The following is an 18,512-nucleotide window of genomic DNA, read 5'->3' as shown; positions in this document are numbered from 1 at the left end:
AAAAAAATTACTTCAGCCAGCCCTGCTGATGGGCGTTATCCAGATGACTGCGGATATGCAGCCACAGTTCAGGATGGATATCGGCGATAAAGGCATTACGGGCTAACACCTGCTCCAGACGGATATTGTTCTCCACCCAGCTCTGCCCCTGATTATTCAGGTTCATGATCATCGGCATCACGCGGTCGATCACCAGCGCAAAGCGCGCTTCCGGGGTTTCACCCGCTTCGTATTCATTCCACAAATCCAGGAATTGTGTGTTCAGCGGTGCAGGCAGCAGGCCGAACAGGCGTTTCGCGGCAATGATTTCCTGATCGTGAACTGCTGCGCGGGCAGCGAGATCGTAAACCAGCACATCACCGGCATCGATTTCGACGATGTCGTGGATCAAAGCCATACGGATGACTTTATTGATATCAACGCCTTCCGGTGCGAAAGGGGCCAGGGACATTGCTGCCACGGCGAAATGCCAGCTATGTTCTGCGGAGTTTTCCTGACGCTCAGTGCCTAACACTTTGGTGCGACGTTGCACGCTTTTCAGTTTGTCGATTTCCATCAGGAACTGAAAAACTTCGGTCATTGCGCCGAAATTCAGCGGGGTAGTGGCTGCAGACATACTAAAACCTTAGTCATATTGACGGCATGGTAAACGGCGTTATTTCACTTTTCCGCTACACCTTAGTCGCTTGATATAAAAAAATCATGTTTTTGGGTGCGGAAAATGCATGTGTCTCAAAAATGTAATCTGAATGAATTATAAACAAATTGAATGAATTGAAGGGCTTCACACAACGGGGTGAATGAAATGATGATCTGCCTAAGAGACTGTTACATCAGATAATACTCATTTTAAGCTTACAGATGTACACTGGAATGGTTCTCAGTTAATCTGATTCTGTTGAACCGTTTTATTAACAATCATTTTCCCTTTTTTGTCTTGAGGATTCTCAACGTATGGGTAAGTTGTCTCCATCCCCACAGGGATATCCGTGGGCCGAAGAAATTGCCAACAGCCTGAGTCACGGCGTTGGTCTGGTTTTCGGGATTGTCGGACTGGTGTTGTTACTGGTTCAGGCGACAGGCGATAACGCCAGCGCCATGGCGATCACCAGTTATAGTTTGTACGGCGGCAGCATGATTTTGCTGTATCTGGCCTCCACGCTGTATCACGCGATACCGCATCAGAAAGCCAAATACTGGCTGAAAAAACTTGATCACTGCGCGATTTATTTGCTGATCGCCGGAACCTACACGCCGTTCCTGCTGATCGGGCTTAACTCCCCGCTGGCAAAAGGATTAATGGCGGTGATCTGGGGGCTGGCACTGTTCGGCGTGATTTTTAAACTGGCATTCGCGCACCGTTTTGAGGTGCTTTCGCTGGTCACCTATCTGACGATGGGCTGGCTGTCACTGATTGTGATTTACCAGCTTGCGACCACACTTTCTCTTGGCGGTGTGATATTGCTGGCGCTGGGCGGCGTGATATACACGCTGGGCGTTATTTTCTACGCCTCGAAACGTTTTCGGTTCGGCCACGCGATCTGGCACGGATTTGTGCTTGGCGGCAGCGCCTGCCACTTTTTAGCCATCTATTTTTATGTCTGATGTGTTTAATTCAATTCAGTAAAGGAAAAGCGGAGCCTGATGCTCCGCTTTTTTGTGCCTGCTATTTCTTACCCGCGTCGTCCGACCACCATTGCACCAGTGAAGGCACCGGCCGCAGATCGTAATGCGCTTCGCCCAGCAGATGATTGAGAATTTTCGCCGATCGCCACGCAGTCAGTGTCAGTTGCCCCTCGGCGCTGCCGTGGCTGTGAATACCGGCATTCACCGCGTAAATGCGGTTCTGCTCCGGGCCGTCCCAGCGCAGATTGAAATTCGGCTGCAGCGGCAGATGCTGCTCGCGGTCATAAGGAATACGATCCAGCAATGGCTCGAGATAATCCGGCAAACCGGGACGGTAGCCGGTTGCCAGGATCACAATATCGGCACTGAAATGTTCCTCGCATTTTTCCAGCCCGTGTTTTGCCTGCAAACTGAAATCGCCGGCCGCATTACGCACGATATGATCCAGTGCACGGTGCGGCAACAAACGCACGTTACGCCGCTGATGCAGCACATCGAAACGGTGATAAAGCTGCTTGTAGATGTCTTCGAGCGTGTGATAACTGATGCCATCAGAGGGCAGTTTTTGTGTTTCGATTTCCTGCTCGCGCACCTCTTCCGGCAGCGTATAAAAGTAATTCACATACTCCGGCGTGAAATACTCATTGGTGAAAATGGATTCATCCAGCGGCTGGAAATTAGGGCGTCGTGATATCCAGCTCAGTTCGGTGAACTCGCCCCAGTGGCCGCTCAGCGCGTTGAGAACGATGTCGGCACCGCTTTGTCCGCCGCCGACAACAACCACACGTTTACCGGTGAAATCTGGCTCACGTAGTTCTATTTCTGCGGCGTGAAAACAGTTATCACCCAGCGCCGCCCGTGCCGGTTTTGGGATCCACGGCGCATGGCCGGTGCCGAGGCAAATATTGCGCGCGCGGTGCTCGCCTTTTTCACTCTGTACGATAAATTCCTGTCGCTTATCGTCGAAATCAATGCGCTCAACCGGTTCGGAAAAATGCAAACCCGCAATGCGGTCACACGCCCAGCGCAGATAGTCGGAAAACTCATCGCGGCTGATGATCAGCTGTTCCGTGGCCAGAAAACGGTAAATCTTCTTCTGATCAACCAGATAATTAATAAACGAAAATTCGCTGCGCGGCGCAACGGTAGTGACCAGATCCTGCAGGACGTAGGTCTGCATGGTCGCCGTGGGTAATAACATACCGGGATGCCAGCTGAATTCCGGGTTAGCATCAAAGAAAGCGGCGTTGAGTTTTTCTGTGTCTTTTGCCATGGCGGCGAGACTTAAATTAAAGGGGCCGATACCAATACCAATTAAATCCTTCACGGGCATCTTTCTGTTCCTTATGTTTTTAGGATATTTTGGAAACGACGTTATTAAGCATAGGTCAGCCGACAGCGGCTGACATTTTTCTCGATAACTTATCGAAATATTCCTAAACTCAGTCAGTTTGCCCTCTCTTTCTTAATGATTTAAAAGGATTTGCTATGACCCGCCTGCGCCGTTTTAAACAAGTTGATGTGTTCACCGCTGAGCCACTCAAAGGCAATGCATTGGCCGTGATATTGGATTCGGAAGGACTGACGGATGCCGAAATGTTTGCGATGGCCCGCTGGACCAATCTGGCGGAAACGGCGTTTGTGCTCAAACCGGTTTCACCCGAAGCGGATTACCGTGTGCGGATTTTTACGACCGACAAAGAGCTGCCGTTCGCCGGACATCCGACGCTGGGCACGGCGTACGCGCTGTTGCAAAGCGGGCTGAAGCCAAAAAACGCGGGATATCTGGTGCAGGAATGCGGTGTCGGGCTGGTGCAGGTGAAGCAACTGGCATATGGCGGTCAGGCATTTTCCGCGCCGCCTGCGCAGATGAAACCGCTGGCGGCTGAACATCACACCTTGCTGGAAACCGCGCTGCGCGGCGGTAATATTCAGGCTGATGTCATGCCGGTTGCGGTTGATATGGGCATCATCTGGCTGGTCGTACGGATGGAAAGTGCGCAGGATTGCCTGAACATCACCGCCGATGCCGCAGCAGTCAGCCAGCTACAAAAACAACTCGGGATTAACGGTATCGCGGTGTACGGTTTACACGATAAAAATGGCCCGGCGGATTATGAAGTGCGGGCGATTATCGATGAGGACGGTGTGCTGAAAGAAGATCCGGTCACCGGCAGCGCCAATGCCTGTCTGGCCCGGGTGCTGAAAGCGGCGAATTTCCCGGATGGCGCTCACATGGCACAAACCTACCGCGTGCGGCAGGGCACCAAACTCCAGCGCGATGGCCGCGTGACGGTCACGTTTGTGGATGGCGAACCCTGGATCGGTGGCGATACCTGTACGCTGATCGACGGCACGTTAGATCTCTGATCAGCGGGGCGTCAGCCCGTGCTGTGCCGTCTGTAACAGATGAATAAACGCCTGCATGTACGGCGTGGCGTTCAGGTTATGGCGGTGCAGCAGCCAGGTGCGGTTTTTTACCGTCGCGCCGTCCACGTTAATCGGGCGGCGGTAAAAATGCTCCGGCAGCGGTAAATAAGTGGCGACAATCGCGTAACCCAGCCCGTGTTCCACCATCGCCATGCACACTTCCAGTTTGTCGACTTCCATCGTGATAGTCGGCGCATGGGAAAAGTTGGCATTCCACCAGCGCTCAATCAGTTGTGTCACGTGCGGGCCGTGATGAATTTTTATCTGTGGCATGTGCGGCAGCAGGGCGAAATCAAAATCCTGACTGTTGATCAGTACGTAATCATCTTCCTCAATCAGATGCTTGCCTTCCTTCCAGTTAAAATCGTCCTTGACCAGCGCCATATCAATTTCCCCGCGCAACAGTTTCTGAATGATTTCCTCGCTAAAACCACTCATCAGATTCACGCGGATCCCCGGATGCGTCTGCCGGAACTGGCTGAGTAATGGTGGCAGACGGTACGCTGCATAGTTGCTCGACACGCCCAGCGAAATCTCTCCCTGCTGTTCCTGATCCAGACTGTGCAGATTGAGTTTCAGTTGCTGTAAATCGTTGAGCACGGTCAACGCGTATTGCGCGAGATATTCCCCCTGCGCGCTGAAAACCAGTCCTTTTTGTCCTTCTTCAAACAGACGGATCGCCAGCTTGCGTTCAATCTGGCGCAAACGGTAACTGAGCGCGGGCTGCGAGGTATAAAGCTGCTCTGCCGCCCGGGTAATGTTTTTATGCTGATATACCGCCCGCAATATCAGCCAGTCTTTCTCGTTCATCGTTTTCCGCCGCCAGTAAAATCCCTCAGCCATAAAATAATTTTTGCGTAAAAGACGCAACAGATAAAAAGGCTCAATTTGACCGAAAACGTCAAAAGCCCTATTTCTGTAAGGCACAGAGACGTCTTATCGCAGTGCCAGATTGTATTCATCCGAAAATAATTTTTGGTTTTTGCACCATCGCAGGGAATAAACATGTCGAATTGCACTACATCAGTTCATCACGCCGGGGAACCGAAAACTCAGATTATTGCGGCTGTGGATTCACTCGCCGCGCAGGCCAGCGCGCTGGCGATGAATATTCATGCCAACCCTGAACTCAGCTTTGAGGAAGTCGAATCCGCAGCGGCACTGATTGCACCACTGCGCGCGGCGGGGTTTGAGATTGAGGAACAACCTGGCGGCCTGGCGACGGCGTTTCGCGCAACCTATGACAGTGGCAAGCCGGGGCCGGTGATCGCGTTGCTGGCGGAATACGATGCGCTGAAGGATCTGGGGCATGCCTGCGGACATAACCTGATTGGCACGGCATCCGTGACGGCCGCGCTGGCGCTGAAACAGCAATCGCATCTGCTGACCGGCAGGCTGGAAGTGATCGGCACACCGGCAGAAGAAGAGGGCGGCGGCAAAATTATTCTCAGCGAGAAAGGCATTTTCGACCATGTGGACGCCGTAATGATGTTCCATCCGCGCGACAAAACCATGGTGGTGCGCGGCGGGCTGGCGTGTGTCGATGCGGTGTTTAAGTTCTATGGCAAAGCGGCGCATGCGGCGTCGGCACCCCAAAACGGCATCAGCGCACTCGATGCGGTGATCCACACTTTCAACGGCATTAACGCCCTGCGTCAAATGTTCACCGACGATGTGCGCGTGCACGGCATCATTTCCGACGGCGGCAGCGCGACCAATATTGTTCCGGCTTATGCGGAGGCGAAGTTCCTGATGCGGGCCAGTACGGTCAGAGGGCTGAGCATTGTTAAACAAAAAGTGTTTGATGCGGCACAGGGCGCGGCGCTGATGGCCGGTGCGCGGCTGGAAGTTGAAGAAGGGCTGACCTACGCCGAGCGCAATAACAATCTGACGCTGGCGGAATACTTTAAACAGAATCTGGACATTCTGGGTGTGGAAGTGGTTCCGCCGCCGCTCAGTGGCGGGATCGGTTCTTCGGATATCGGCAATGTCAGTCAGATAACAGCGGCGATCCACCCGTATATCCGTATCGGTGATGTGCTGCCGCATACACCGGAATTTGCCAAAGCGGCCGGTTCCGGGGCCGGTTTGCAGGCCATGTTGCAGGCGGCAAAAGCGCTGGCGATGACGACAGTGGATTTATGTCAGGACGGCGCAAAACTTCAGGCCGTGCGGGAAGAGTTTTTAAACTGGAAGTCTCATTTTTAACTTAACAATCAAAATAATAACCTTGGGTAAGAGGACAGGATAATGATGAAAAAAACACTGGCGGCTGCCGTTATGGCCCTGACGTTTGGCAGTGCGCTGGCACATGCCGAAGGCGAAACTTTGCGTGTCGGCGCAGATTTAAGTTATCCGCCATTCCAGTTCCGTGATGCGGCGGGCACGCCGACCGGCTTTGAAATTGACGTCACCAATGCCATCTGCAAAGAGATGAAAGTGAAATGTGACTATGTGGTCAGCAGCTTTGACGCTGAAATTCCTTCGCTGATCGCCAAAAAAGTGGATTTCATTTCGCCGCAGGGTGCGACCGAAAAACGTCGCAAAGTGATCGACTTCAGCGATTTTGTGTATCACATTCCGACCAAACTGGTGGTGCAAAAAGGCAGTCCGCTGTTGCCGACGCCGGAATCGTTGCAGGGCAAGCGTATCGCGGTTCAGCAGGGGTCGATTCAGGAAATGTATGCCAATACTTTCTGGCAGCCGAAAGGGGTGGATGTGGTGGCATATGCCGATCAGGACACCATTTATCAGGATCTGGTGGCCGGTCGTTTAGACGGCGCGCTCAGCCCGGCGGTGGCGGTGACCTTTGGTTTCCTCAACAAACCGGAAGGCAAGAATTTTACCCTGACCGGCCCGGAAGTGCGCGACGACAAACTGTTCAGTATCGGTTCGTCGTACGGTCTGCGTAAAGGCGACGACCATATCAAAAAACTGCTCAATGACGGGCTGGCGAAAATCATTGCCGACGGCACCTGGGAAAAGATTAAGACGCAATACTTCGGTCCGCTGGATATATCCGTTCATCAGGAAAAGGCTAAATAATCATGAGTTTGTGCCCGCCTGTTCGTGAGCATTTGTTACCGCTGATGGATGACCTGTTGCGCGAGTTTTCCGGGTTGCACCGGCTTTCCGGCTGCGATGATGCACAACGGGCGGCGCAGCACATGGTGTCTGTGTTGCAGGATCACGGACTGGATGCGCGGCTGATGCAGTGCCCGCTGTATCTCAGCGATCCCCTGGCCGGAAGATTGCGGCTGCCTGAATTTCCGCAATGGCAGTGCGACGCCAAAACCCGTTCGTTCTCGGCCCATTTTCCGCAGGGCGTGGAAGCACAGGGTTATCACGATGACGGCGCCTGTCAGCCGCGTACCGATCTTGAATGGCAACGTTGGGCGCAGGACGTAAAAGGCAAAATTGTGATTGCGGGGCAGGGCTTTGAAGATTACGTGCAACGCCTGTGCGCTGCAGGTGCCGCCGGACTTATCCATATCTGGGGGTCGGCTGAAACCGCACTGCATGAAGAAACCGTCGGGCCGGTCTGGGGGACGCCGGAACCGGATGATTTTCTGCGTTATCCGCGCTTGCCGGTGATTTCCGTTAATCATCAGGATGGTCAGCGTTTGCTGGCGCAGTATCAGCAACACCCGCTGATGACGCTGGAAATCGCCACGGAACTGAATTTTCACGTTGCTGAATGCAGCATGCCGGTGGTGGAAATTCCCGGCAGTTCGCCGGAGTTCGTTCTCCTTTCCTCACATTATGATTCCTGGCACGAAGGCGTCACGGATAACGCGACCGGTAATGCGCTTTGTCTGGCGATGGCAATTCATATTCATCAGCAACCACAAACGTTGCTGCGCGGACTGCGGATTATCTGGTGGCCCGGCCATTCCAATGCCCGTTATGGTGGCTCGGCCTGGTACGCTGACAACTACCGCCAGCAACTGAAACAGCATTGCGTGGCGCATATTAACGTCGATTCGCCGGGGTGTAAGGATGCGGTGAATGTTGTGCTCAATGCCAGTGGTGCGGAATCACAGACCTTTTTAAATGCGGCGGTGAAAGCCGTGACCGGTGAACCGGCGCAGCGCATTACCCCCCTGGGCAAAGGCGGCGATCAGTCATTCTGGGGGTGCGGTCTGCCACTGCATTTTGCCTTTCGTGAAGTCCCGCTGGAAAAAAACAGTCAGTCGCCGGGCAGCGGCGGCGGCTGGTGGTGGCACACGCAAGACGACACTTACGATAAAGTGGATCTGAATATTCTCTGGCGCGATACGCAAATCCACGCGCACTGGCTGGAAGGCCTGCTGACACAACCCGCGCTGCCGCTTGATCCGCTGGCTTACCTGAACGGTTTGCAGCAATCGCTGGCAGAACTCGCCGCCACAATTTCACCTGAATTTGATCTCTTTACCGTGGCTGAAAAATTACAACAATTACAGCCTGTTTTGAGCGAACTGACCACGAACTGGCAGGCGGATCCGCAGACCTGGCAGCGGCAACTGAAACAGGCGATCGCCGGTTTACATCGCCTGCGTTACAGCTCCGTGGATGACTTCCATTACGATCTGAGTTATCGCGGCGGTGCGTTCCCCGGTTTTCAGGAACTGGCTGCACGGCGGGAAGATACCTCGCCGGAAATGTGGCTGATGATGGCAACGCGCTTTCGCCGTCAGCGTGACCGTGCGCTGGCGCTGCTGGACAGCGTGGAGGCTATTTGTCGCTCATGACCAGCAGATACCGGCAGGGCTTGGTGCCGGGATTACTGAATGTGATGGGCAAATCAACGCCGAACGTCAGCGCATCACCCGCGGTTAACGCATATTTTTCAGCACCATAATCAATCGTCAGCGACCCCTCCACCATCCATAAACGTTGTTTATAGGCCTGATGGCTCCAGCCCGGATAACTGACGCGAGCCGCCGCTGGCAGCGTAATTTCGACCAGTTCCGCGCCGCCGTTTTCCTCATGCGCCGTCACCTGACGGCGCAGATAACCGATATCCGGATCCTGCCAGACTTCCTGCTGCGCCAGCGGGCGCAAGGGTGCAGGCTGCTCGTTATCTTCTGACAGCAACTGCGCCAGCGACACGCCCAGACTGGCCGCGAGGCGGCCTAACAGACTGGCGCTCGGGCTGCTGTCCTGCCGCTCAATTTTCGAAATCATTGCCTTACTGACGCCCGAACTGCTGGCCAGTTGTTCGAGGCTTAAACCCTGAGATTTTCGCAAAGCCTGCAGGCGCGTGGCGATCAATTGGTCGATTGACATGAGGTAAGTTCCGTTGTTTACTTTTGTGGAAATAATTCTACTATAGTGGAATTGAGTGCATAACGGAAGCCACCGGGGAACGACTGATGAAAATGATTACCTGCACTGAACGCCAGCATGCTGTCGCAATTTTGGATATCTTTAATGATGCGATTCTGACATCTACGGCGCTTTATGATTATAAGCCACGCCATATCGACAGCATGACATCGTGGTTTGCCACTAAACTGACCCATAACTTTCCGGTGATTGGGCTGGAAGACGCGCAGGGGACGTTACTGGGTTTTGCCAGTTATGGCACGTTCCGCGCCTGGCCTGCGTATAAATATTCGGTCGAGCATTCGATTTATATCCATAAAGATCATCGTGGAAAAGGGTTGGGAAAAATCCTGCTAAGCGCACTGGTGGAAGCTGCCCGTGAACGGGGCGTGCATACGCTGATTGGCGCCATTGATGCGGCTAACAGTGGCAGTATTGCCCTGCACGAAAAAAATGGATTCATCCATACCGGCACGATTAAACAGGCGGCTTTCAAATTTGATCGCTGGCTGGATCTGGCTTTTTATCAGATGATCCTCGAAACGCCCTTAAAACCGGTTGCAGGCTGAGGGCGCCGCGCTGAATGAGAAAGCAAGAGCCGGAGGGCGCGGGTGTTCACGGCGATTTATGCTGGCAGTTATCCAGTCGCAAACGTGAGGCATAAAATGTCAGGTAAAACAGAAGTCATCAAAGATAAGGCATGGGGAAATATTGCCTGTGTGCAGAGCCAGGATCCTCGCTGGCAGGCGGTCGTCAACTGTGATGCGAATGCGGACGGCAAATTTGTTTATGCGGTAAAAACCACCCGAATTTACTGCGCACCGTCGTGTCCGTCGCGGCAGCCTAATCCGGAAAATGTTATCTATTTTGATGATGCCGAAGCCGCAGAACAGGCAGGATTCCGTCCCTGCAAGCGTTGCCGTCAGGGGCTGATTTCACTGGCACAGTTTCATGCTCAGCGTGTGGCTCAGGCCTGCCGGTTGCTGGAACAATCAGCCGACATGTTGACGCTGAATCAGCTGGCTGCCAAAGTGGGCATCAGCGCATATCATTTTCATCGCCTGTTTAAAGCACAAACCGGCGTGACACCTAAAGAGTACCAACAGGCGCAGCGAGCACGCCGGGTACGTGAAAAACTGGCAGATTCTGCGACGGTCACCGAGGCGATCCACGCGGCGGGCTATCCTTCTGATGGCCGGTTTTACGAAACCTCCGTGGCGACACTGGGTATGACGCCGCAAAATTTCCGCTCCGGCGGCCGTGATGTACGCGTCTGGTTTGCCATCGGCAAATCTTCTCTCGGCGATATACTGGTCGCCGAAAGTCAGCGGGGGATCTGCGCCATTTTGCTGGGAGATGATCCTGAAAAGCTGATTAACGAACTGCAAAACAGTTTTCCGCAGGCAGAATTACTGGGCGGTGATCCGGCTTTCGAGCAGCGTATTGCCCTGGTCGTCGGCTTTGTGGAAGCGCCAGAGATGGGTCTGGATTTGCCGCTGGATATTCGCGGCACGGCTTTCCAGCAGCGTGTCTGGCAGGCATTGCGTGATATTCCGCCGGGAACAACAGCCAGCTATGCCGAGATCGCCAACAAAATTGGCTCGCCGAAATCCGTCCGCGCGGTGGCCGGGGCCTGCGCCGCGAACCTGCTGGCGGTCGCCATCCCGTGCCATCGGGTGGTGAAAACCGGTGGCAATATTTCCGGTTACCGCTGGGGGGTAGAACGAAAACGCAGTTTGCTGGCGCGGGAAGAGAAGGGCTGACTATACTGAGCAGACTTTATGATCTCATGAACTTTTTTATAACGAGGGATGCCGTGCCAGCCTGCACTTTACGGATTGCTGAACCCAAAGATATCGATGCTCTTGCTCAATTACATGTTGCCATCTGGCGTGATACTTATCGTGAGCTTGCTCCTCCGGAGGCTTTTGTGGCTCTCGATGTACCGCGTCGGCAAGCGTTCTGGCAGGATAAATTTGCACATCCTGCTGACGGTCAGGGCATTTTTATTGCGGAAACTGATGGAGCATTCGCCGGATTTTGTCTGGCTTCGGCTTCCTCAAACCCGGAATTTGGCGACATGGCAGAAATCAAATTTCTGTATGTTTCTCCGGCATTTAAACGTCGGGGAATTGGCCGACTGTTGATCGCCAAAGCCGCAAAGCATCTTTCCGCTGAAGGTTTTCGCAGCGCAGGGTTGGGCGTTGTCGAAGGAAACGAACCGGCCATTCGTTTTTACCAGGCTTTAGGTGGCCGCGAAGCCGGACGATATACCGATGCCGGGCCACTCTGGCGCTCGCCTAACATAATCTATGCGTGGCCTGATATTACCGTGCTGACTGCACTGTAAATCCCCCTGGCGGTCAAACCCCCGCCTGCGTCAGTGAATAGCGCAGGCAATATTCACCCACGCAGTGTTTCCAGCCGTTGTTTTTGCTGACCTTCCGGCGTGAAATTATCTGCGCTTAACCAGCGTTCAAACGCGGCTTTCGACGCTGGCCATTCATAGTCGAGAACGGAATACCAGCAGGTGTCACGGTTGTGGCCTTTATTGATGATGGCCTGACGGAACATACCTTCATAGTGGAAACCAAAACGCTGTGCGGCCAGTTTTGATGGCTCATTCAGGCTGTGGCATTTCCATTCGCAGCGGCGATATTTCAGCGTATCGAACAGATAGCGTTGCAGCAGATAAATTGCTTCAGTGCCAAAACGCGTGCGTTTCATCAGCGGAGACCAGTTCACCCAGCCAATTTCGGCAACGCCATTCACCGCATCAATGCGCATCAGAGAAACACTGCCGACTGCGCGTTGTGTCTGCATATCGACAACCGCAAAGAACAGGGGATCCTCACTTCTGGCCTGTTGAGAAATAAACAGATCGCAATCAGCCTGGGTCGCAGGACGATCGACGGAGAGATATGTCCAGTCGCGATTATCATCAATGCTGTGCCAGGCCCTGAAGAGATCCTGACTATGGCGTTCAGCGTTCAGAGGCTCCAGACGACACCAGAGGCCGTCAAGCTGAACATGAGAAGGTCGTTCGCGGGGTTGCCAGTCGGGAAGGGCATCACCAATGGGTTGGCCGAAGTGGTTAAGGGTGGTCATAGCGTTTCCATTTTACTCTCAATGAACTTCCATAAAATCAGAATGGAATGACGCCTGCAACCGGCGCTTTAATAAAAATCCGGAAAGCGGGCGCTTAGCCCGCTTCGTTAATACAGGCCAGTTATAAGCATCCGGCACTACCACAGATCCTGATTTTTTCCTCAACAACTTTTTGCATCGCCAGTTTTCCAGGCACGATGTATTTGCGGGGATCATTAGCATCCGGATGTTGTGCAAAATACTCTTTTACCGCGCCAGCAAATGCGATTTTCAGCTCGGTCGCAATATTGACTTTGCAAATCCCAAGTTCTATTGCCTCACGGATCATGCTTTCAGGAATACCGGACGCACCATGCAGGACCAGCGGGACATCGACCTGCTGACGGATTTGCCCAAGGCGGCAGAAGTCCAGTTTCGGTTCGCCCTGATACAGACCATGCGCGGAGCCAATCGCAACGGCCAGCGAGTCAATGCGTGTGGATTCAACAAAGTGCCTGGCCACAACGGGATCGGTGAAAAAACTGTCGCTTTCGTCTACCACCAGATCGTCTTCCTGCCCGCCAAGACGGCCGAGTTCTGCTTCGACACTGGCATCAAAGGCATGACACAACCGTACAGTTTCACACACGTGTTGGATGTTTTCTGCCAGCGGGAAATGTGAAGCATCAATCATTACGGAGCGGATCCCCGACCGGACTTTGTTTTCGATATCGCCCTGATCTTCATGGTGGTCCAGATGCAGCGCCAGTGGAATGCGATACTTCCGCGCAGCCTCATGGCATATCGAGATCAGGTAGTCTGTACCTGCATAACTGAATGTCCCCGGCGTTCCGGCAAGGATCACCGGAGAACTCATGGCTGCCGCCGTTTCTGCCACGACTTGTACCGTCTCGAGGTTGTGAACGTTGAAAGCCGGGACGGCGTAACCTCCGCGCTGAGCTGCGAGCAGCATTTCCCTGTTTGAAATCAGATACATTTTCTTAGCCTCCCGTCATATCCAGCAAAATCTTTCCCGTCATCGGCTTGCCAGCCAGTGCCGTGACGTCCCTGACAAACTCTGCGGGACGGGCAACACTGGCGATCAGGGGGGCCAGGTTTAGTTTATTCTCAGCAAAAAGCTGTATGGCAAGTCGCCACTCACTGCCCGGCCACGGAGAGGAATAGTTCATCCAACTGCCGAGCAAGGTCAGCTCTTTGCGCAGGATATGGCCGAAAGTAGTGACGTCTAAAGTCAGGTCTTTGTGTAAGGTGCCGACCAGCGCGATTTGCGCTTTGGGGCCTGCGATATTGAGAGACAAGGCCACGGTTTGCGCTGTGCCTGCTGTTTCAATAATCAGCTGATTAAAGCGCCGTTCATGAGTTTGCTGGCGGATTTCATCGGCGTTGCATATTGCGCTGTTATAAACGTGGCTGGCACCTGTTTCCTGCGCCAGGGAAAGGCGCTGCGGATTGATATCGATCGCTGTCACCGATTTAGCCCCCAGGGCGCTGGCTGCCTGAATAAGCAACTGCCCGATGGTGCCGGCTCCAATGACTATCACTTCTTTACCCTCACAGCCTCCTGCCAGCTTCAGGGCATGCAAGCCAACGGTGAGCGGTTCCAAAAAAGCGCCTTGCAGAAGTGAAAAATTCTCCGGCAATTTAAATAAGTTTTTACGCGAAACCACGATAAATTCAGCATGGCCGCCACTCCGTCGGGAGCCAATAAATTGATAATGCTTACATTGGGAATACGCTGTTTTGCGGCACTCTTCGCACTGAAAGCATGGCAATAAAGGTACGCAGGCCACGGCATCCCCCTCATATAAATCGCTGACTTCTTCTCCGGTGCTAACGACGTGACCACTGAATTCGTGGCCTAATGTGATGGGATAAAAATGTGAACTGCTGGCGAAAATACGCGGGATATCGGATCCGCAAAGCCCGGAGTAGGCAATGCGAACCAGAACCTCATCGGGTGCACTCAGCGTGGGAGCCGGTTGCTCTTCAATAGTTATTCTGCTGTCAGCATGTACAACAACTGATTTCATAGTCAGATTCCTTAAGCGGGGGATTTCCCCCCGCCGGGATGAAAAATTAAGAGTTAGCCAGTGAAGCGGCTGCCCGCTTTTCTGTTTGTGTGAATTGACGGGCGCGACGCCATGTCAGGAATACACCGATGGCGTAAATAATGCCGATGATGCTGAGCCCGGCGATGTTTTTGAGCGTGCAAAGTTGGATGAGTAAATACGTGATCGGCGAGCCGCCCTGATCCATTGAAGCTACTCTTCCTCCAGCCGTGAGTGCACCCGCATTTGCAGCCAGTTGGGTATGTAAATCAATGGTCTGCGTCGCTATCCACAGTGTGATGCTCATGATGATGCAACCCGAAATCAGCGTGCGGAACAGGTTGCCCTGATGCACGGCCACCGCGATGGCAACGAAGAAGCCGATAGTGGCGAGGTCACCAAATGGCAAGACCTGATTTCCCGGGACAAGCACGGCGATAAGGATTGTCAGAGGAATAAAAATCAGGCTGGCTGAAACAACGGCGGTATGACCGAGTAATAAAGCCGGATCCAGACCAATCAGGAACTCCTGTCCACCAAAGCGGGCTTGCAGACGTGTACGGGCATGGCGGGCAATGGGCGTTAAACCGTCCATTATCGGTTTGATGACTCGTGGCATCAGAAGCATAACCGCAGCGGTTTTAACGGCCAGCTGCAATACGCCTTTGACGTCGTATCCCGCGAGGTAACCAATAATCAGCCCCATCACGAAACCGACGGTGACGGGTTCACCGAACGGACCGAAACGCTTTTGCACATCATCAGCGCTGAAGTGAATTTTGTTCAGCCCTGGAATCTTCTCAATGAGGGTATCAACCAGTACCGCAATCGGGCCGAGATACGCCGAGGAACCATGGGGGATGGCAATACCGTCCAGATTAAAGAAGTCACGCGTATCCTTTGCAAACCAGTCGCCCAGCTTGTAGATGAATGCCGCATGCAAAACGACCCCCATGATCCCCAGCCAGTAAGAACCGGTGGCGAGGTGCAACATGGCACCGGTGAAAGTCATGTGCCAGATATTCCAGATATCCACATTGACGACACGTGTCATACGCGTCAGCAACATGACGATGTTCACACCGATCGCAATCGGAATAGCGACCAGCGCGATTTGTGATGCCCAGGTCATTGGCGACGAGCCCGGCCAGCCAATATCGACGACCTGCAGGTTAATTTCGAAATGCTCTGCCATGGCTTTTGCCGCAGGGCCGATGGAGTCGAGCATCAGGCCAATGACCAGACCGATCCCGACAAAGCCAATACCAATATGAATCRCAGATTTAAATGAATCCCCCAGTTTCATCCCTAATATCAGAGAGAAAACGATGATCACCCCAGGCAGCATGACTGTCGGGCCGAGATCGAGGATGTAGCGCATGATGTCGGTAAACATGACTTACTCCTGTAACAGGGTCAGTATTTGCTGACGTAACGTATCCATACCCACGCCGGAGATAAACGGCATGCCGTGCACCACCGGAATGTTGCCAAATGTCCGGTCAACTTTGGCGGTGGTACAAATCAGATGGGCACCGTCCATATAGGTTTCGATTTCCGTTACCCGGCACTGAACGAGATCCACATGTATGCCATGCGCCTCACACAATTCTTTGATTTCCTCCGCTGCCAGCGTAGAGGTGGCAACGGCTCCGCCACAGGCGACTATAATTTTTCGCTTCACGGTAAGGCTCCTTAACAGATTGTTTTAAATATTATTTTTTTAGGTAAGACGTCGGGTTTATTGCTGAGAACATTTTCAGGTACAAACGGCGGATCGTTTCTCAGGTGCCGGGATAAAAATGTGCCGTTCAAAAAGCGCGGATAACTGTTCTTCAGGCGCTGTCAGTAAGCTTTCGAAAAAAACAGGATCCTGTAGCTGGCTGAATAACTGACGTAACAACATCAGCTGTTCAGAAGGATGAGTGACAATCAGGGCAATAATGAGTGTCGCGGGAATCGTTCCCTCATCATCAGCCTGAAAGAATTCCACCGCTGTATCTGGCCTGATCAGATAAATGGCCGGGCTGCGGGCATGGGTGGCTTCGCAATGAGGAATGGCGACGGCGTGGTGTTCAAGCTGAATGCCGGTGGGATATTCAGCCTCGCGATTGACCAGCGCCTGCGGATACGTCGATTCCACCACGCCCTCCTGCACCATGCGCTCACCGATATGCATGAGTGCTTCGTGATAATCCGCAAAGCTGATACCTGTTTTGACGAAGATTTCGCAATTATGCATGGCAGGCTCCTTCGCATGTCGTTTGCAACGGCGTGCAGCCGAAGTGATATGCGCGTAAAACGTCCTGAATTTTATCGATGATAAGTTCATGCGGATCGCTGGCGAGTTCGCCGTTCATCACCCGTTCAAACTGAGCAGGAAGATATTGGCTCAGCAGACCAAGCGGGATATCTGTTGAACGCAGGTTGGCCATTAAAACGTCCATCGCCCGGTTGATGCGTGTATGAGGCCAGTAGTAGCGAATTCGATCGGATAAGCTGAAATGCAGATCGATAAGCGAAAGGCTGAATGTTGGGTTGTAATACTTTTTCCAGTAACCGGGTTCATCCAGCATGACGCCATCAATGACCGTCAGGATCTGGCTGCGGCATTCTGGCGCAATCAATACCTGTTCAATGTTGGCCAGGGCAAAGACGGCTTCCCGCAAAGCGAAAGTCAGCGCGGGACCCACTTTCAGGATAGCGAAGTGATCTTTCACCAGGTTGCGGTAGGAATCACGGGTCTGGTAATCGGTGGAATGTGCCTCATAAACCAGCGGTGTAGTCGCAATATAAGCTGACAGATCCTGAGCAAGATCAGACTGATAGTGAATCACGCGGCTGTGATCGAATTCAACGCCGGGCTGAACCACGATGGCGACGATCCGATCTATGGCATCATTGAGCCCGAGTTCACGAAATGCCTGATGGTGCATATCCAGAGTCGCTTTTGCATCTTTGGCTTCAGTGACATGAACGTGCTGAATCGCCGATGACTCACCGCCTGGAACCGGAACTTCAGTACCGATCACATAGGTCAGCAACGCTTTCTGCTGTGCAGTTGCCACTTCTTCTGCGACCTGACATAAACGCGCCGCGCGCTGAGCCACGACGAAAGGATCCAGAGGAACAGGATCGTCTGCACAGGACATGGATGCATCCAGATGAATTTTGCTGAATCCGGCTTCGACATAACGCGCGATAAGCTCTTGTGCTTTTGCCATCGCTGTTTCGGCGTTTTCGTGCTGCCAGCAGTTTGGCCCCAGATGATCGCCCCCTAAGATCAGACGTTGTAATGGAAATCCGATTTTCTCGGCAATGGCGAGAACGAAATCCCGAAAATCAATTGGCAGCATGCCGGTATAGCCGCCAAACTGATTTACCTGGTTGGAGGTTGCCTCGATGAGCACTTTTCGGCCAGTGTGTAAGTCTTCCCGTAATGCAGCTTCAATCACCAGCGGGTGCGCAGAGCATACTGAGCAGATCCCGATCCTTTCGCCTGTCTTGTGTTTAGCAATAATGTCTTTCATTTTATGCCTCCGTTTATTTCCGAAGAGGATCATACCTTTCCGAAAGGCAAACAATAGCGTTTTCTGCATTATGTGATGGCGATCGAAATGTTTCGTAAGTTTATTGCATTCGTTTTCTTTCGTTTTAGGGGCGTCTCGGGGATTGAAAAGATAACGTCTGAGAATGCAGCAAAGGCACATGCGGAGTTGCTATGCTTCACAGCGCAGGGAATTTTTACTCCTCATTAAGGTGCCTTTTGTTTACACTGTGAGGAATATGACCTTTCGGATTACTCATAATGAATACTTATGAACGTCGCAATAAAATCATTGATTTAGTGAATGAAAATGGCAGTGTTCTGGTCACTGACCTTTCGACTGCTTTCGAAGTTTCAGAGGTGACAATTCGGTCAGACTTGAGTTTGCTGGAACAAAAAGGTGCGCTCAGTCGTTTTCACGGAGGGGCGGCAAAGTGGATCGC

20 protein-coding genes are annotated in these 18,512 nt (G+C 52.8%); 9 read left to right on the top strand and 11 right to left on the bottom strand.

Annotated elements, in window-relative coordinates; translation table 11 throughout:
- Positions 1–7: 7 nt before the first annotated feature.
- Positions 8–616, bottom strand: coding sequence for an HD domain-containing protein (locus AC1DUO_RS14580; protein ID WP_013576764.1), 609 nt, complete (start codon positions 614–616; stop codon positions 8–10).
- A gap of 338 nt (positions 617–954) precedes the next feature.
- Here AC1DUO_RS14580 and trhA point away from each other — a divergent pair, with 338 nt between their 5' ends.
- On the top strand, positions 955–1,605 hold the full coding sequence (trhA, locus tag AC1DUO_RS14575; protein ID WP_013576763.1) for a PAQR family membrane homeostasis protein TrhA: 651 nt from the start codon (positions 955–957) through the stop codon (positions 1,603–1,605).
- A 61-nt stretch (positions 1,606–1,666) separates the two neighbouring features.
- Here the strand turns inward: trhA and AC1DUO_RS14570 are convergent, their stop codons facing one another.
- The gene (locus AC1DUO_RS14570; protein ID WP_013576762.1) at positions 1,667–2,959 is read right to left on the bottom strand and encodes a lysine N(6)-hydroxylase/L-ornithine N(5)-oxygenase family protein; all 1,293 of its coding nucleotides are present in this window, start codon (positions 2,957–2,959) and stop codon (positions 1,667–1,669) included.
- A gap of 155 nt (positions 2,960–3,114) precedes the next feature.
- Between AC1DUO_RS14570 and AC1DUO_RS14565 the strand changes: the two genes are divergently transcribed.
- The gene (locus tag AC1DUO_RS14565) at positions 3,115–3,996 is read left to right on the top strand and encodes a PhzF family phenazine biosynthesis protein (protein WP_013576761.1); all 882 of its coding nucleotides are present in this window, start codon (positions 3,115–3,117) and stop codon (positions 3,994–3,996) included.
- Here the strand turns inward: AC1DUO_RS14565 and AC1DUO_RS14560 are convergent, their stop codons facing one another.
- Positions 3,997–4,866, bottom strand: a complete 870-nt coding sequence (locus AC1DUO_RS14560; RefSeq protein ID WP_013576760.1) for a LysR family transcriptional regulator — start codon at positions 4,864–4,866, stop codon at positions 3,997–3,999. It abuts the gene before it with no gap.
- A 195-nt stretch (positions 4,867–5,061) separates the two neighbouring features.
- On the opposite strand from AC1DUO_RS14560, the gene AC1DUO_RS14555 reads away from it, so the two are divergent.
- From AC1DUO_RS14555 to AC1DUO_RS14545, 3 genes are read left to right on the top strand one after another with little or no spacing between them, the layout of a single operon-like run.
- Positions 5,062–6,264 (top strand): M20 family metallopeptidase, encoded by a 1,203-nt coding sequence (locus AC1DUO_RS14555; RefSeq protein WP_013576759.1) that lies wholly within the window; start codon positions 5,062–5,064, stop codon positions 6,262–6,264.
- A gap of 42 nt (positions 6,265–6,306) precedes the next feature.
- The gene (locus AC1DUO_RS14550) at positions 6,307–7,101 is read left to right on the top strand and encodes a transporter substrate-binding domain-containing protein (RefSeq protein ID WP_013576758.1); all 795 of its coding nucleotides are present in this window, start codon (positions 6,307–6,309) and stop codon (positions 7,099–7,101) included.
- Positions 7,102–7,103: 2 nt separating this feature from the next.
- Positions 7,104–8,789 (top strand): M28 family peptidase, encoded by a 1,686-nt coding sequence (locus tag AC1DUO_RS14545; RefSeq protein ID WP_119261919.1) that lies wholly within the window; start codon positions 7,104–7,106, stop codon positions 8,787–8,789.
- Here the strand turns inward: AC1DUO_RS14545 and AC1DUO_RS14540 are convergent.
- Positions 8,773–9,327 (bottom strand): helix-turn-helix domain-containing protein, encoded by a 555-nt coding sequence (locus tag AC1DUO_RS14540; protein ID WP_112150853.1) that lies wholly within the window; start codon positions 9,325–9,327, stop codon positions 8,773–8,775. The two genes, AC1DUO_RS14545 and AC1DUO_RS14540, sit on opposite strands and share 17 nt — an antisense overlap.
- A gap of 86 nt (positions 9,328–9,413) precedes the next feature.
- On the opposite strand from AC1DUO_RS14540, the gene AC1DUO_RS14535 reads away from it, so the two are divergent.
- The 3 genes from AC1DUO_RS14535 to AC1DUO_RS14525 all read left to right on the top strand — a co-directional run bounded on the left by AC1DUO_RS14535 (position 9,414) and on the right by AC1DUO_RS14525 (position 11,716).
- A complete protein-coding gene (locus tag AC1DUO_RS14535) occupies positions 9,414–9,935 on the top strand; it encodes a GNAT family N-acetyltransferase (RefSeq protein ID WP_013576755.1) in 522 nt (173 codons plus the stop codon).
- A 96-nt stretch (positions 9,936–10,031) separates the two neighbouring features.
- Entirely contained in the window at positions 10,032–11,129 is a 1,098-nt protein-coding gene (ada, locus tag AC1DUO_RS14530; RefSeq protein ID WP_119262250.1) for a bifunctional DNA-binding transcriptional regulator/O6-methylguanine-DNA methyltransferase Ada, read from the top strand.
- 53 nt (positions 11,130–11,182) lie between these two features.
- On the top strand, positions 11,183–11,716 hold the full coding sequence (locus tag AC1DUO_RS14525) for a GNAT family N-acetyltransferase (protein ID WP_013576753.1): 534 nt from the start codon (positions 11,183–11,185) through the stop codon (positions 11,714–11,716).
- Positions 11,717–11,769: 53 nt separating this feature from the next.
- Here the strand turns inward: AC1DUO_RS14525 and AC1DUO_RS14520 are convergent, their stop codons facing one another.
- The 7 genes from AC1DUO_RS14520 to gatZ all read right to left on the bottom strand — a co-directional run bounded on the left by AC1DUO_RS14520 (position 11,770) and on the right by gatZ (position 18,052).
- On the bottom strand, positions 11,770–12,474 hold the full coding sequence (locus tag AC1DUO_RS14520; protein ID WP_112150852.1) for a GNAT family N-acetyltransferase: 705 nt from the start codon (positions 12,472–12,474) through the stop codon (positions 11,770–11,772).
- A 121-nt stretch (positions 12,475–12,595) separates the two neighbouring features.
- Positions 12,596–13,450, bottom strand: coding sequence for a tagatose bisphosphate family class II aldolase (locus tag AC1DUO_RS14515; protein WP_119261918.1), 855 nt, complete (start codon positions 13,448–13,450; stop codon positions 12,596–12,598).
- Between the two features lie 4 nt (positions 13,451–13,454).
- Positions 13,455–14,504 carry an alcohol dehydrogenase catalytic domain-containing protein gene (locus AC1DUO_RS14510; protein WP_013576750.1) on the bottom strand — a complete coding sequence of 350 codons (1,050 nt, stop codon included), beginning with the start codon at positions 14,502–14,504 and terminating at the stop codon, positions 13,455–13,457.
- 46 nt (positions 14,505–14,550) lie between these two features.
- Positions 14,551–15,918 (bottom strand): galactitol-specific PTS transporter subunit IIC, encoded by a 1,368-nt coding sequence (locus tag AC1DUO_RS14505; protein WP_477987733.1) that lies wholly within the window; start codon positions 15,916–15,918, stop codon positions 14,551–14,553.
- A 3-nt stretch (positions 15,919–15,921) separates the two neighbouring features.
- Positions 15,922–16,206, bottom strand: a complete 285-nt coding sequence (gene gatB, locus AC1DUO_RS14500) for a PTS galactitol transporter subunit IIB (RefSeq protein ID WP_013576748.1) — start codon at positions 16,204–16,206, stop codon at positions 15,922–15,924.
- 75 nt (positions 16,207–16,281) lie between these two features.
- Entirely contained in the window at positions 16,282–16,764 is a 483-nt protein-coding gene (gene gatA / locus AC1DUO_RS14495; protein ID WP_013576747.1) for a PTS galactitol transporter subunit IIA, read from the bottom strand.
- Entirely contained in the window at positions 16,757–18,052 is a 1,296-nt protein-coding gene (gene gatZ / locus AC1DUO_RS14490; RefSeq protein ID WP_119261916.1) for a tagatose-bisphosphate aldolase subunit GatZ, read from the bottom strand. The genes gatA and gatZ overlap by 8 nt, the downstream gene beginning before the upstream one ends.
- A 278-nt stretch (positions 18,053–18,330) precedes the next feature.
- On the opposite strand from gatZ, the gene AC1DUO_RS14485 reads away from it, so the two are divergent.
- A partial coding sequence (locus tag AC1DUO_RS14485) for a DeoR family transcriptional regulator (RefSeq protein ID WP_477987730.1) occupies positions 18,331–18,512 on the top strand: 182 nt, incomplete at its 3' end.

This window comes from Rahnella sp. P4_A8, assembly GCF_056402435.1.
The sequence above is the reverse complement of the archived record's forward strand: the minus strand, read 5'-3'. Positions and strand labels throughout refer to the sequence as shown.

Excerpts from the sequence above, each read along its gene's own strand:
- AC1DUO_RS14520 (WP_112150852.1), bottom strand. The coding sequence starts at position 12,474 with ATGACCACCCTTAACCACTTCGGCCAACCCATTGGTGATGCCCTTCCC.
- ada (WP_119262250.1), top strand. The coding sequence starts at position 10,032 with ATGTCAGGTAAAACAGAAGTCATCAAAGATAAGGCATGGGGAAATATT.
- trhA (WP_013576763.1), top strand. The coding sequence starts at position 955 with ATGGGTAAGTTGTCTCCATCCCCACAGGGATATCCGTGGGCCGAAGAA.
- AC1DUO_RS14535 (WP_013576755.1), top strand. The coding sequence starts at position 9,414 with ATGAAAATGATTACCTGCACTGAACGCCAGCATGCTGTCGCAATTTTG.
- AC1DUO_RS14580 (WP_013576764.1), bottom strand. The coding sequence starts at position 616 with ATGTCTGCAGCCACTACCCCGCTGAATTTCGGCGCAATGACCGAAGTT.
- gatA (WP_013576747.1), bottom strand. The coding sequence starts at position 16,764 with ATGCATAATTGCGAAATCTTCGTCAAAACAGGTATCAGCTTTGCGGAT.
- AC1DUO_RS14565 (WP_013576761.1), top strand. The coding sequence starts at position 3,115 with ATGACCCGCCTGCGCCGTTTTAAACAAGTTGATGTGTTCACCGCTGAG.
- AC1DUO_RS14570 (WP_013576762.1), bottom strand. The coding sequence starts at position 2,959 with ATGCCCGTGAAGGATTTAATTGGTATTGGTATCGGCCCCTTTAATTTA.
- AC1DUO_RS14540 (WP_112150853.1), bottom strand. The coding sequence starts at position 9,327 with ATGTCAATCGACCAATTGATCGCCACGCGCCTGCAGGCTTTGCGAAAA.
- AC1DUO_RS14555 (WP_013576759.1), top strand. The coding sequence starts at position 5,062 with ATGTCGAATTGCACTACATCAGTTCATCACGCCGGGGAACCGAAAACT.
- AC1DUO_RS14545 (WP_119261919.1), top strand. The coding sequence starts at position 7,104 with ATGAGTTTGTGCCCGCCTGTTCGTGAGCATTTGTTACCGCTGATGGAT.
- AC1DUO_RS14515 (WP_119261918.1), bottom strand. The coding sequence starts at position 13,450 with ATGTATCTGATTTCAAACAGGGAAATGCTGCTCGCAGCTCAGCGCGGA.
- gatZ (WP_119261916.1), bottom strand. The coding sequence starts at position 18,052 with ATGAAAGACATTATTGCTAAACACAAGACAGGCGAAAGGATCGGGATC.
- AC1DUO_RS14550 (WP_013576758.1), top strand. The coding sequence starts at position 6,307 with ATGATGAAAAAAACACTGGCGGCTGCCGTTATGGCCCTGACGTTTGGC.
- AC1DUO_RS14560 (WP_013576760.1), bottom strand. The coding sequence starts at position 4,866 with ATGAACGAGAAAGACTGGCTGATATTGCGGGCGGTATATCAGCATAAA.
- AC1DUO_RS14510 (WP_013576750.1), bottom strand. The coding sequence starts at position 14,504 with ATGAAATCAGTTGTTGTACATGCTGACAGCAGAATAACTATTGAAGAG.